Source organism: Neisseria sp., assembly GCF_030527965.1.
Lineage (GTDB): Bacteria > Pseudomonadota > Gammaproteobacteria > Burkholderiales > Neisseriaceae > Neisseria.
Genome location: NZ_JAUMZU010000030.1, coordinates 1 through 13,586 on the forward strand (window position 1 = coordinate 1; position 13,586 = coordinate 13,586).

The 13,586-nt window shown below is 43.6% G+C and carries 11 protein-coding genes; 9 read left to right on the plus strand and 2 right to left on the minus strand.

The annotated features are described in order from the left end of the window. Nucleotides 1-146 precede the first annotated feature (146 nt). The 8 genes from Q4A84_RS10810 (at nt 147) to pepN (ending at nt 9,984) form a co-directional block, all read left to right on the plus strand. The gene (locus Q4A84_RS10810; protein ID WP_303088945.1) at nt 147-1,457 is read left to right on the plus strand and encodes a DUF1294 domain-containing protein; all 1,311 of its coding nucleotides are present in this window, start codon (nt 147-149) and stop codon (nt 1,455-1,457) included. 9 nt (nt 1,458-1,466) lie between these two features. Then, nucleotides 1,467-2,393, plus strand: a complete 927-nt coding sequence (fabD, locus tag Q4A84_RS10815) for an ACP S-malonyltransferase (protein ID WP_303088946.1) — start codon at nt 1,467-1,469, stop codon at nt 2,391-2,393. A 96-nt stretch (nt 2,394-2,489) separates the two neighbouring features. Further along, nucleotides 2,490-3,515, plus strand: coding sequence for a hypothetical protein (locus Q4A84_RS10820; protein ID WP_303088947.1), 1,026 nt, complete (start codon nt 2,490-2,492; stop codon nt 3,513-3,515). 54 nt (nt 3,516-3,569) lie between these two features. After that, entirely contained in the window at nt 3,570-4,421 is an 852-nt protein-coding gene (locus Q4A84_RS10825; protein WP_303088948.1) for a glycosyltransferase, read from the plus strand. 20 nt (nt 4,422-4,441) lie between these two features. Then, nucleotides 4,442-5,224 carry a hypothetical protein gene (locus Q4A84_RS10830; protein WP_303088949.1) on the plus strand — a complete coding sequence of 261 codons (783 nt, stop codon included), beginning with the start codon at nt 4,442-4,444 and terminating at the stop codon, nt 5,222-5,224. A gap of 157 nt (nt 5,225-5,381) precedes the next feature. Beyond that, nucleotides 5,382-6,407, plus strand: a complete 1,026-nt coding sequence (locus Q4A84_RS10835; RefSeq protein ID WP_303088950.1) for a hypothetical protein — start codon at nt 5,382-5,384, stop codon at nt 6,405-6,407. 74 nt (nt 6,408-6,481) lie between these two features. Continuing rightward, nucleotides 6,482-7,228, plus strand: coding sequence for a 3-oxoacyl-ACP reductase FabG (gene fabG / locus Q4A84_RS10840; protein ID WP_303088951.1), 747 nt, complete (start codon nt 6,482-6,484; stop codon nt 7,226-7,228). 134 nt (nt 7,229-7,362) lie between these two features. Next, entirely contained in the window at nt 7,363-9,984 is a 2,622-nt protein-coding gene (gene pepN / locus Q4A84_RS10845) for an aminopeptidase N (RefSeq protein ID WP_303088952.1), read from the plus strand. Between the two features lie 52 nt (nt 9,985-10,036). Here pepN and hemH read toward each other — a convergent pair whose 3' ends face one another. Further along, entirely contained in the window at nt 10,037-11,050 is a 1,014-nt protein-coding gene (hemH, locus tag Q4A84_RS10850) for a ferrochelatase (RefSeq protein ID WP_303088953.1), read from the minus strand. A 149-nt stretch (nt 11,051-11,199) separates the two neighbouring features. Continuing rightward, entirely contained in the window at nt 11,200-12,564 is a 1,365-nt protein-coding gene (ffh, locus tag Q4A84_RS10855; protein ID WP_303088954.1) for a signal recognition particle protein, read from the minus strand. 129 nt (nt 12,565-12,693) lie between these two features. Here ffh and ccsA point away from each other — a divergent pair, with 129 nt between their 5' ends. Beyond that, nucleotides 12,694-13,500 (plus strand): inner membrane protein YpjD, encoded by an 807-nt coding sequence (gene ccsA / locus Q4A84_RS10860; RefSeq protein ID WP_303088955.1) that lies wholly within the window; start codon nt 12,694-12,696, stop codon nt 13,498-13,500. Nucleotides 13,501-13,586: the final 86 nt, after the last annotated feature.

Here is a 13,586-nt window from a genome sequence, read left to right on the forward strand (position 1 = left end):
ATTTTAAAACAATTAGTAAAGCATGATTTGTCCTAGTTATCTAGGACAGCCCCAAGAATTAAATTAAAATTGCGGTTTGATAAAAGTTATAAACAATAATGCCTGTCTGAAAACATTTTAGACGGATTTTTACGGGTAAACTGCTGATGACTCAAACATTGAAGCATGCTCAGGAATATTATGGTACGGTTGCGCATTGGTTTAACCACCAAAAAATCGGTTCTATCAGACATGATAGTCAAAGTGTCAGTGAAAATATCTTATTGATTGCCGAGCATCTGCCGGAATTTTATGTGACTCCGAAAGTTGGCGACGAAGTGCGTTACCGGGTCAGTAAAGATGAGAACAATCGACTTTACGCAACCTCCATCGAGCCACTAGCACCTTTGAGAGGGGGTAGCTTAATCCGCATTACGGTGAAAATGTGGGATATGAAAAATAATGGAGGTTACGGTATTTATGGTGTGCGGCAGACGCCAGTATTTGCCTTAGGCTTATATTTAAACGACAGAACCCGCATTCCGGAGGCCGGAGACGTATTGCAAGGTTATTTAGCTAAGCATGAGAACCAACACTGGATGCTGACCGATATCGGCATTATTGATAAGCTTGATCAGAGGCATCAGGAAATAGAAGAATCGGAAGAGGCCGCCCGTTTGGCGGCAGACCGCCAATATGCGGGTTCCAATTATGCTGGTAGAGTTTATGCCGCGCGCAAACAACAGACTGCACCTTTGCAAGTTGCGACCAAAATGGAAACCCAGACAAAAGACAATCTGATGTTTCCGGCATTTACACCGCTAAAAGGGCAAATCGTCAGTTGGGATGAGAGTAAAGGGTTCGGGTCCATCCAAAGTGGTATCGAAGGTAAAGAGGTATTTTTTCATCTTAAAGCGTTTCATTATAGTAACTTAAAGCCTAAAGAAGGGTTGCAAGTCAGTTTTTATTGTAACAAACCTATATCCGATGCTAAGCAACAAGCAGTACGTGTGGTGTTGCGTGAAGATGAAGAATGGCTCTATTGCGACCAGCCGCAGGAAGTAGGTTCGGGTATTAAGTGGGGACAACTAATGTTATGCATCCCTGTGGCTGCTGTCTATCTGTATTGGGTTTCCTTGCTTTCTTGGAAGTTGGCAGCAATTTACTTGGTGATCAGTTTATTCGCAATCATGCTTTACGGATATGATAAGATGGTGGCTAAGAAAAACCGCTTGTGTGCCAAGTGTGAGCAGAAAAGCAGAATGCCGGAAAACATATTATACCTTACAGGTATTTTGGGCGGCTGGCCGGGAGGTTTGTTGGCTCAGTCATTGTTTCACCACAAAACCAGGAAACAGCAGTTTATTATGATGTTTTGGTTAATAGCCTTAGTTAATGCTGCTGTAACTTATGGTGCATTGGTTCGTTTTGTTGACGAGCCAATGCTGAAGTCTTTTCTTTTGTTGTTAAAAAATTAGAGGAATTTTATGTCTTTTGCATTTTTCTTTCCGGGGCAAGGCTCACAAAGCTTGAATATGATGAGTGGTTTCGATGGAAAAGCCATCGTTAAAACAACTTTTAATGAAGCCTCTTCTGCGCTTGATCAAGATTTGTGGGCAATGATGAATGGAGAAGATGCTGAAATTATTGCTCAAACGATTAATACCCAGCCTCTAATGCTAGCAGCCGGTGTGGCTACTTATCGTGCTTATCTGGAGGCAGGGGGTAAATTGCCTGCAGTTGTTGCTGGACATAGCTTGGGCGAATATACGGCGCTGGTTGCTGCAGAAGCGTTGAGTTTTACCGATGCGGTAAAACTTGTTCGTTTACGTGCAGAACTAATGCAAAATGCAGTTCCTCAAGGCATAGGTGCGATGGCAGCTATTTTGGGTCTAGAAGATGAACAGGCCAAAGCAATTTGCGCAGAAACTGCTCAAGGAGAGATAGTGGAAGCCGTTAACTTTAACTCTCCCGGTCAGGTAGTTATTGCCGGCCATGTGGCTGCCGTAGAGCGGGCAATGGACTCGGCAAAGGCTGCAGGTGCTAAACGTGCTTTATTATTGCCTGTTTCCGTGCCATCGCATTGCAGTTTGATGAAACCGGCTGCAGAAAAATTGGCTGAAGCTTTGAAAAATATAACCATTTCTTCGCCGAAAATTCGAGTCGTCCATAATGCCGACGTAGCTTCTTATGATGATGGAGACAAAATTAAAGATGCATTGGTATGTCAGCTTTATAGTCCGGTTCGATGGACGGAAACGGTCAATGAATTGGTAACAGAAGGCATTACCGAATCTGCAGAATGTGGCCCGGGAAAAGTGCTGGCAGGTTTGGCTAAGCGTATCAATAAAGAAGCTGTTTGTAGTGCGCTCACGAATGCCGAACAAATTATGGCTTTTGTTGAAACCCATTAATTGCTTTATATTTAACTATTAATTGCAATCGTTTTTTCAGACAGGCACTATTATTCGATTAGAACAAATCTGTTTGAAATACATGAAGCGTCTGTTATGAAAAAAAACATTATTCTAGCTGTTCCATATCTTTACGGCTTAGATCAATGCATTGAAAAAAACTTGCGTTTTCATGGTTTCGAGGTAATTAATCTTTGCTATGACGATAGGGATTCTTTTTATCCGAGCTTGGGCACTCGCCTCATAAATGTTTATCAAAAACATATCAACAAAGATGGGAATTACGAAAAAAAGCTGAAATTTTCTCGTTACCAGCAGGATATTAGAAGAAAGCTCAGTGCGTTACCTGGTGGTAAAGCCGATTATGCTTTATGCATCCGTGCCAATATTTATCCGAAAGAAATCATTGCTACTATCCGCGAACATAGTCGTGTATGTGTGAACTATCAATGGGACGGTATAAACCGTTTTCCTGATATTCTGGATTATTTGGCTTATTTTGACCGTTTTTTCGTATTTGATGGGCAAGATATTCAGAAATACCCGCAATACGGATTCAGGCCAACCAGCAATTTTTATTTTGATTTTCCAATAAAGCATAAGTCTGTTTCAGACAGCCTTTATTTTCTGGGTGGGTATGAAGCTAATCGAGAAAGGGCTACTGAAATATTTATTGAAACGGCTCGTAGCTTGAAGTTGCCGTTGGATTTTAATATTTATTGTAAAGATGACCGTGCCATCACTATTTTTGGTAATGATGGCATTAATTATTTGAATCGCGATACTATATTGAATTTCGAGGAGAATATAAAAAAAGTACAAGATGCGAAAGCAGTGGTGGATTTTGTTAATCCTGATCACGCCGGCTGTTCTTTTCGTATATTCGATGGTTTGTGTTTCGATAAAAAAGTTATCACTACTAATGCTGTGGTAGCTCGTTATGATTTTTATCATCCGAATAATATTTTGGTGTGGAACGGCAAAGAGTCTGTTGATTTTATTGATTTTCTTCAACGCCCCTATCAACCAATCGATCTAGATATTAAAAATAAATATGGATTTAGTAACTGGATACGCTACATGTTGGATATTGAACCGTATACACCGATTAATTTACCGTAAATATTTATTTAGACGTCAAAAAAAGTATCTTGGAAATAAAAAGATAGATAAATCATGATTATTGATCATTCAGATATACCATTGGTATCTATTGTCGTGCCTTGCTATAACTCAGCAGAATATCTATCGGAAACCTTAGATAGTTTGCTGGCTCAGACTTATAGTAATTTTGAAATTATTGCTATTGACGATGGCTCAACAGATCATACTGTGCAAATATTAAATCAATATGCAATGCAGGATAGTCGTTTTAACATATTGCTTCAAGAGAATACCTATTGCGTTATTGCGCGGCAAAATGCGATTGCACATGCTAAAGGTAAATATCTGGTTTGCTTAGACTCTGATGATAAGCTAGCTCCGACTTATTTGGAAAAATGCGTTGAAATTGCTGAGAGACAGCCCGAAATTGGTATTGTTTATTCAGAGGCACAACTGTTTGGTAGGATAAATCAAAGCTGGAGTTTACCACCGTATGATATCCAAGACTTTTTGATAGAAAATAGTATTTATATCAGTGCATTGATTAGAAAGTCTGAGTTTGATGCAGTAGGTGGTTTTGACACACGACTTTTGTATTTCGAAGATTGGGAGCTTTTTATTTCCTTAATCAGGAGAGGGGCGCAAGTTTACCGAATAAAAGAACCTTTATTCTTTTATCGCTTGCGGCATAATCAATCCTCGATAACTGATGAGGTTTCCAAGCATAAACGATCAGAAAACTTATTTTATTTATATGGCAAGCATAAAGAATTTTACGAACAGAATAATATTTACTTTAGCGACTTATTTTTAGGTTTTAAATCCGATAAAGATCATAAACGTCGGTATTACAAAAAGCCATTAAGGAAACTGTTTTATAAATGGTTCAAGCCTAAGAAGTACCAGAAAATTTACTCGAAATAATAGATCGTTGGAAATAAAATATGAATAAGGCCAAATTTTGCTTAAATGTATTGAAAAGTACATTACATCCGTATGTTTATCAAGGTAGTCGGTATTTGGACTCTTTTATTTCTCAAACTGAATTGAGTCAGGAAAAAGGAAACGGTCAGGTTGAAAAGCGGGTTTTCGTATTTTGGACAGGCAATAATCCGATGTCGGCAAACCGACTGGCTGGAATGAAAGCTTTGGAAGAAAAAGCAGATGTTCCTATTTTACTTATTACACCTGATAATCTTCAAGAATGGATTAAGCCTGAAGCGCCATTGCATCCGGCTTATGAGTATTTATCATTGGTACATAAATCCGATTATTTGCGTTGTTATTTTATGCATCATTGGGGCGGTGGATATAGTGATGTTAAACCATGTCGTTTTCCATGGCAGTCTTTTTTTGATGATTTGGACAAAAGCGCTGCTTATCTAGTTGGCTATTGTGAAAAAAAAGCGGCAGATCTGGCGCAAGTATCGGGTAAGGTTATGCAGGATATGGAAAATTATTTTTCCAGAATTGTTGGAAACTGTGCCTATATTTGTCGGCCGGATACTCCATTTACCCGAGAATGGTATCAAGAATTACACCGAAGGATGGATGCTTACGCACCTGCATTAGAAGCTGCTCCGGGTAATGTGATGGGAGATAATGAAGGTTATCCGATTCCGTGGACGAATATCTTAGGTGACATTTTTCACCCATTAGCGCTGAAATACTCAGGTAGGATTTTAAGAAGAAATAAGCTTCGGCCGGTGTGCCAGAATTACCGATAGATTATGTAACAATGTAGGCATCTATAATTTGGAAATTCTTTGTTCTCCAAGGAAGATGTAATTTTATTCACATTTACAAATCAAAAGATTAAACGGAATGGATTTTTTTAAGAATGGTTTTCTTAAAAGAATATAGAAGTAAAAATTGGATATTTGAATGACTAAAACTATTTTGTTCGGCATGCCTGCGGTTTCTGAGATTTTTAAGGAAATCGAAGCAAATCTGAAATATTATGGATTTAATGTAGTTAGTATTGCAGAATTAGATTCAAATTTTCGTTACCCGTCTCTCCGTTCAAGGATTAACGTAAAATTTAGAAAGCATATTTTAAAAGATAAAGATGCTAAAAAAGATTTGAAGTGTGACGTTCTTCAAAAAGAAATTACCAAAAGACTCAATGCAAATAATAAAGCTGATTATGCTTTGGTAATTAGCGGTGATATTTATAGTCATCAGTTTCTTCAGTTTTTACGAGGGCACTCGATTCATGGTCTGGTCAATTATCAGTTTGATGGATTGAGCAGATTTCCCGATATTTGGACGCGTATTTCCTTATTTGATCGTTGTTATGTATTTGATTCAGATGATTTAACAGGAAAGGATTATTCACTGTTCCCAGCCACTAACTTTTATTTGGATTATGATTTGACCAACCTTTCTGAAGACGTGGATTTTTATTTTACAGGTGCGCATATGGATTCGCGTTGTAAAATGATCTCAGCTTTTGGTCAATACGCTCAGGATAGAGGAAAATCATTGGAGTGTAATATTTTTTGGAATCATGGTACGTTAGCATTAGCAAAAAGTATTTACCCTAATGAGAACATACGGCTGATTGATCAAATAATCAGCTTCAGTGAAAATGTACAGAGGGCTAAACGCGCCAAAGTATTGTTGGATTTTGTAATTTCCGAGCATAAAGGTTTGTCATTTCGGGTATTTGAGGCACTGGGCTACCGTAAGAAATTGATTACGACAAATGCAGATGTATTAAAATACGATTTCTATCATCCGAATAATATTTTAGTGTGGGATGGTCAGGATTTTGGGGCTATTGATAAATTTTTAGAGAAGCCTTATCACGAGATTGATAAGACAATTCGTGAGAAATACAGTTTTGGCAATTGGATCAATTATATTCTGCGGATTGAACCGTATACGCCGATTGATCTGCCCCAGTAATAATTGGTTTTATAGTGGTGTTTACTGTTAATCTAGACGACTATAGTAATCATCTTAATTAGGAATTAATGTAAATGAGTTCACAAGATTTAAGCGGAAAAATTGCGTTGGTTACCGGCGCGTCACGTGGTATCGGTGCTGCAATTGCGGATACTTTAGCCAAAGCTGGTGCGACTGTTATCGGTACTGCGACTTCTGAACAAGGCGCGGTTGCTATTGGTGAGCGCCTGGCGGAGTGGGGCGGTCAAGGTCGGGCGCTGAATTCTGCGGAAGCAGAGAGCATTGAAAACCTTATCGGCGAAGTTGAAAAGACATTCGGTAAACTGGATATTCTGATCAATAATGCGGGCATTACACGGGATAATCTTTTGATGCGTATGAAAGAAGAGGAATGGGATGAGATTATGCAGGTTAATCTGAAATCTGTGTTCCGTGCTTCGAAAGCGGTCTTGCGCGGTATGATGAAGCAGCGCTTTGGCCGGGTGGTTAATATTACTTCTGTTGTCGGCGTGATGGGCAATGCGGGGCAGGCTAATTATGCGGCTGCAAAGGCCGGGCTGATTGGTTTTTCCAAATCAATGGCGAGAGAAGTGGGAAGCCGCGGCATTACCGTTAATTGCGTGGCGCCTGGGTTTATTGATACGGACATGACCCGCGCATTGCCGGAGGAAGTGCGTCAAACTTTTGAGGCGCAAACTGCGTTAGGCCGATTTGGTGAGGCACAGGATATTGCCGATGCGGTTTTGTTTTTAGCAAGCGATCAGGCGAAATACATTACCGGCCAGACTTTGCATGTTAACGGCGGCATGTTGATGCCGTGATGGTTGTTGATTGATAACTTTGGCGGCGAATATAACAATCGCAGCAATTGTCTCTACTTGAATGCCTGTCTGAAAGAAACCTTTTCAGACAGGCATTCTGTATAATAAAACCATTCTTATCCATAGGAAAAATCATGCAGCAAAATGTTGTTCATTATTTGAAGGATTATCGTTCGCCGGATTTTTTAGTAAGCAAAACTGATTTGACATTCGAAGTTTTCGACGGTTTTACGCTCGTTAAAGCATGTTTGGCCATTGAGCCGCAAATGTCTGATGTGCCGTTGATTTTGGATGGTTCGGCTGAATTGGTGGGCTTGAAAATCGAGGGTTCGGTTTGGCAGGATTATCGGCTGGCAGATGAAAAGCTGGTTATTGAAAATGTGCCGTCAAAGCCTTTTGTTTTAGAAGTGGAAACTCGTCTTGCGCCGGCTGAAAACAAATCATTGATGGGTTTGTATGAAAGCGGCGGCAATCTTTATACCCAATGCGAACCGGAAGGCTTCCGTAAGATTACTTTTTATCCTGATCGTCCGGACGTGATGTCTCAATTCACAACAACCATTATTGCTGATAAAAACCGTTTCCCCATCATGCTTTCCAATGGGAATCCGATTGGCCGCGGTGAATTGGAAGGAGGGCGCCATTGGGTAAAATGGGAAGATCCGTTTAAAAAGCCGAGTTATTTGTTTGCTTTGGTGGCAGGCGACTTGGTGCTGATTAAAGACACGTTTACCACCATGAGCGGTCGCGAAGTGGCGATTGAATTTTATACCCGCGCCGAAGATGCAGGGAAAGTCGGCTTTGCAGTGGAGTCGCTCAAACACGCAATGCGATGGGACGAAACCCGTTTCGGTTTGGAATATGATTTGGATATTTACATGATTGTCGCGGTGGGCGACTTCAATATGGGCGCAATGGAAAACAAAGGCCTGAATATCTTCAATACCAAATTTGTTTTGGCAGACAGCCGCACCGCTACTGATACGGATTTTGAAGGTGTGGAAAGTGTGATTGCGCACGAATATTTTCATAACTGGACAGGCAATCGAGTGACTTGCCGCGATTGGTTCCAGCTCTCGCTTAAAGAGGGTCTGACGGTGTTTCGTGACCAAGAGTTTTCCGCAGACCGAGCCAGCCGTGCCGTGCGACGCATCGACAACGTGCGTTTGCTGCGCCAGCATCAGTTTCCTGAAGATGCGGGGCCGATGGCGCATCCGGTGCGTCCGGCCTCTTATGTGGAAATGAATAATTTCTATACCATGACCGTATACGAGAAAGGCGCGGAAGTGGTGCGCATGTATCACACTTTGCTTGGCGAGGAAGGTTTTCAGACAGGCATGAAGCGCTATTTCGAGCGGCATGACGGCCAAGCGGTAACCTGTGATGATTTCCGCGCGGCAATGGCCGATGCCAACGGTTTGGATTTGGCGCAATTCGCCTTGTGGTACAGCCAAGCGGGAACGCCGGTGCTTGATGCGGATGCCTGTCTGAAAGACGGTGTATTTCGTTTGCGCATTCGGCAACATGTGCCGCCCACGCCTGATATGGCAGATAAGCAACCGATGCAGATACCGGTTAAAATCGGGTTACTGAATAAAAAGGGCGAAGCCGTATCGTTCGGATATCAAGGAAAAACCGTGCAAGAGGCTGTGTTGATGTTGACTCAGGCCGAGCAGGAGTTTGAGTTAACGGATATAAACGAACCGGTTTTGCCTTCGCTTCTGCGCGGTTTCTCTGCGCCGGTGCATCTGAACTATCCCTATAACGATGCCGAACTGACTTTGTTGCTGGCGCATGACGGGGATTCGTTTGCACGCTGGGAAGCGGGGCAAATGCTTTACCGGCGTGCGATTGCTGAGAACATTACGGCTCTGGCGCAAGGGCGCGCATTGCCCAAGCATGAGGCTTTGGTAGAGGCGGTGAAAACGGTTTTGCGCGCTGATATCGATCCGGCTTTCAAGGCTGTTTTGCTGCAAGTTCCGGCTGAAGCCGAATTATGGGCTGACGGTGAAAACATCAATCCGTTACATGTTTATCAGGCGAGAGAGACGTTGTTGGATTTAATGGCGCAAGAATGCGAAGCTGAATGGCTGATGCAGAATGAAACCGCGCAAAGTCGTGAGGAGAGTAGCGGCCTGAAACAGCCTTATGAATACCATCCTGAACAAGCCGGTTGGCGAACTTTGCGTAATGCCTGCCGTGCGTTTTTGTTACGTGCGAAACCGGAGCGCATCGGGCAAGTCGCGGCCAATTATGACAAGATGGCAAAAAATATGACCCATGAATGGGGTGTGTTAAGCGCTGTGAATCATGTTGAGGATGAAAAGCGCAACGAGCTGCTGGAGCGGTTTGCTGAGAAATTTGATGCCGAAGCGTTGGTCATGGACAAATATTTCGTTCTTATCGCTTCCAGTCATCGACCTGATACTTTGGAACGGGTAAAAGCTGCTTTGCAGCATTCGAGGTTTAATCTGGAAAACCCGAACAAAGCCCGTTCATTATTGGGTGCATTTAGCCGGAACGTGCCGCATTTCCATGCGGAAAACGGTAGCGGTTATGCGTTTTTGGCGGAAAAGGTGAAAGAAATCGATGCGTTTAATCCGCAAGTGGCTTCCCGTTTGGTGCAGGCTTTTAATATTTGCCAACGCTTGGAACCGAAGCGTCGCGCGTTGATGCAGTTACAATTGCAGGATATAGCGGCCAAAGCAGGTTTGTCGAAAGATGTGGCTGAAGTGGTAGGCAAAATTCTGTCGTAAATCGGCTTGTCGGTAAAAAGCCTGTCTGAAAATGTTCAGACAGGCTTTATTTTTATATCCAGCCTTGTAAATGTTTGTCGGCCAATTCTGCTAAAGCCTCTATCCAGAGTGGATTGGTATTGAGACAGGGAATGTAGTTGAACTGCTCGCCGCCTGCTTCATGAAACGATTCGCGCCCTGCGATGGCAATTTCTTCCATGGTCTCCAAACAGTCGCCGATGAAGCCGGGGCAAATAACGTCCAGCTTGGTAACGCCTTGCTTTTTCGGCAGCTCTATCAATAAATCCTGTGTGGAGGGGCCAAGCCATTTGGCCCGGCCGAAACGGCTTTGGAAGCTCATAACATAATCTTGCTCGTTCAGATTAAGTTGCCGGGCAAGTAAGCGTACGGTTTCGCTGCATTCGTAGAGATAAGGGTCGCCTTTGTCGCAGCTGGCTTGCGGCACGCCGTGGAAGCTGAACATTAATTTTTGCCCGCGTCCGTGTTCCGCCCAATAAGCCTGTATTTGTTGCGATAGGGCGTAGATATAACCTTCATCGTGATAAAAGCGAGACACTGTGCGCAGGCTCATCATATTGCGTTGGCGGAACAGCACGGCCAACACTTTATCCAAGGCGGCGCCGGTGCTGGATGCGGCGTATTGAGGATAAAGCGGGATAACCAAAAGCTGCGATACGCCTTGTGCTTTGAGCTCGTCGATAACATCGGATACAGCAGGTTTGCCATAAGTCATCGCATGGCGAACCAATACGCCGGGCAGGCGTTCGGCCAATGCTGCACTTTGTCGTTCCGTATACACCGCCAGCGGAGAACCTTCGGGAAACCATACTTTTTCATAGCCGTGCGCACTTTTTTTGGGGCGCAGAGTCAATACCATGCCGTGCAGCAAAGGTTGCCATAAGGCGGGAGGCAATTCCACCACGCGCTGATCAGATAAAAAATCGCGTAAATAAGGGCGGACAGCTTGCGGGGTGGGCTCTTTGGGCGTGCCGAGATTGAGTAAAAGAATAGCGGTTTTGTTTTGTTCGGAAAAAGCAATGGCCGGTTCAGTACGGAAGCGGGACATAGGTGTTCCTGTAAACAGTATGAAAGAAGGTGTTATCTTACGGCATTTTGCCCTGCTGCGCCAAAGCCTTTGGGATGTGCGAACAAAAGCCTGTCTGAAAACCTTTTCAGACAGGCTTTGTATTGCAGCATTAAGGTATTCGTGAAGATTTAGAAGCCGGGGAACTTGCCTTTCATGCCTTGTGCCATTTTCATCAGTTTGGATAAACCTTTGCCGCTAAACATTTTCATCATTTTTTGCGACTGTTCAAACTGGTTCAACATTTTGTTTACTTCCTGTACGGTGGTGCCCGAGCCGGCAGCAATGCGGCGTTTGCGGCTGGCTTTGAGCAAGGCCGGATTGGCGCGCTCTTTCGCCGTCATCGAGTTGATGATGGCTTCTACGTGCCCCATTGCTTTTTCAGCGGTTCCTTCAGGGATTTGCTTGGAAATCTGACCCAATTCGCCGGGCATTTTAGACATAATGTTTTCTAAACCGCCCATTTTGCGCATCTGCAGAATTTGAGCTTTGAAATCGTTTAAATCGAAGCCTTTGCCTTTGCGCAATTTGGCAGCCATTTCAGTGGCGATTTCTTCGTCTATCCCTTTTTGAACATCTTCTACCAGCGTTAATACATCACCCATGCCTAGAATACGACTGGCAATACGGTCAGGGTGGAACGCTTCCAGCCCGTCAATTTTCTCACCCACACCAATGAATTTGATGGGTTTTCCGGTAATTTGTCGAACCGATAAGGCGGCGCCGCCGCGCGAGTCGCCATCCATTTTCGTTAGAATAACACCGGTCAACGGCAGCGCTTCATTGAATGCTTGTGCCGTATTGACCGCATCTTGACCCAACATTGCATCGACGACAAATAAAGTTTCCACTGGTTTGACCGCGGCATGCAGCGCCTTAATCTCATCCATCATTTCTTCGTCAATCGCCAAACGCCCCGCTGTGTCAACCATTAATACGTCATAGAAATTGCGTTTGGCATGATTCAGCGCCGCTTGAGCAATTTCTACCGGCTTCTGGCTGGTATCGGAAGGGAAAAAATCAACCTCCACTTGATTGGCCAGTAATTTGAGCTGCTCAATGGCAGCCGGGCGGTATACGTCGGCAGATACGACAAGAATTTTCTTTTTCTTGTCTTGTTGCTTCAGAAGGCGGGAGAGTTTACCGACGGTTGTCGTTTTACCCGCGCCTTGCAAGCCGGCCATCAGCACGACAGCCGGCGGTGCGCTGGCTAAATTAAGCGCACTGTTTTCTTTGCCCATCAATTCAATCAAAGCTTGATTGACCACGCTGATAAAGGCTTGTTCAGCAGTTAGATTGTCGCTGATTTCTTTGCCAATGGCTTTTTCCTTGATGCTTGCAACGAAATCTTTTACTACGGGCAGCGCCACGTCGGCTTCCAGCATGGCTAAGCGCACTTCTCGTAGGGCGGGTTTAATGTTCTCCTCATTCAAATGCACTTGACCGCGGATGTTTCGGAAAACCGAATAAAAGCGGTTGGTTAAATTGTCTAACATAAAGAATCCTTCTCTATACAGCAGATATGCAGGCCGCTCAAAATAAACACGGCCTGCGGATATTTGGTAAAATCGCGATATTCTACACTACATGCGCCGTTCTGAATATGCGCGCCCGGGAAGTCCGACATGCCTGTTTTGTTGATTTTGCTGATACTGGTTTACGCCGCATTGGCGGTATTCGTTTGGAAATGCCGCAGTAAAGGCGATAGCGACGTTTATCCTTTGAAAATTGAATTGAGCATACTCGCTCCGGCAACACTCATACACGGTGCGATGGTGGCATCGCCGGTATTGGTGGATAAAGTCTTGGTCATGGGGTTCGGGTATGCACTCAATCTCATTGTTTGGCTGATGTTGGTGATGTATTTTGCCGGCAGCTTTTTCTATAGCCTCAGAGGATTACAGTTGTTGCTTTATCCGGTGGCTGCCGTTTCGCTACTCTTGGCGGTTGTTTTCCCTGGCCGCTATACAGGCTATTCGATTGAAAATTTGCCGTTCATGTTGCATATAGGTACTTCCTTAGTCGCTTACAGCATGTTTTCTATCGTTACTTTGTTGTCTGTATTGATTTTATGGCTAAGTAGAGACCTTCACAAACATAAATTTTCTCTAATGGTATCTTTTTTGCCGTCGTTGTTAAGTCTCGAAAAATTGATGTTCCAAGGGATGTGGGTCGGTTTTATCCTATTAACCGTTTCCGTGGTCAGCGGTACGTTTTTTGCGGAAGAGGTCTTCGGTAGACCGTTCACCTTTACTCACAAATCAATATTCGGAATTCTTTCCTGGTTAATATACGGAGCATTGTTGTTGAAAAGAAGTATGACGGCATGGCGAGGCAAGAATGCTGCAATATGGACCATAATAGGATTTATCAGCTTAATGCTGGCCTATGTGGGCAGCAAATTCGTATTGGAAGTTTTACTGAGGCGCTGAAAATAAAAACAACTGTTCTTTAGAAAGCGCCCGCTTTCAGTAGAAGCGCAAGAGCGACGAGAGCGGATGAAGAAGCAGTTTGCCGA

Coding starts and splice junctions, on each gene's coding strand:
- fabG (WP_303088951.1), top strand. CDS start 6,482: ATGAGTTCACAAGATTTAAGCGGAAAAATTGCGTTGGTTACCGGCGCG.
- Q4A84_RS10830 (WP_303088949.1), top strand. CDS start 4,442: ATGAATAAGGCCAAATTTTGCTTAAATGTATTGAAAAGTACATTACAT.
- Q4A84_RS10810 (WP_303088945.1), top strand. CDS start 147: ATGACTCAAACATTGAAGCATGCTCAGGAATATTATGGTACGGTTGCG.
- Q4A84_RS10825 (WP_303088948.1), top strand. CDS start 3,570: ATGATTATTGATCATTCAGATATACCATTGGTATCTATTGTCGTGCCT.
- hemH (WP_303088953.1), bottom strand. CDS start 11,050: ATGTCCCGCTTCCGTACTGAACCGGCCATTGCTTTTTCCGAACAAAAC.
- pepN (WP_303088952.1), top strand. CDS start 7,363: ATGCAGCAAAATGTTGTTCATTATTTGAAGGATTATCGTTCGCCGGAT.
- ccsA (WP_303088955.1), top strand. CDS start 12,694: ATGCCTGTTTTGTTGATTTTGCTGATACTGGTTTACGCCGCATTGGCG.
- fabD (WP_303088946.1), top strand. CDS start 1,467: ATGTCTTTTGCATTTTTCTTTCCGGGGCAAGGCTCACAAAGCTTGAAT.
- Q4A84_RS10820 (WP_303088947.1), top strand. CDS start 2,490: ATGAAAAAAAACATTATTCTAGCTGTTCCATATCTTTACGGCTTAGAT.
- Q4A84_RS10835 (WP_303088950.1), top strand. CDS start 5,382: ATGACTAAAACTATTTTGTTCGGCATGCCTGCGGTTTCTGAGATTTTT.
- ffh (WP_303088954.1), bottom strand. CDS start 12,564: ATGTTAGACAATTTAACCAACCGCTTTTATTCGGTTTTCCGAAACATC.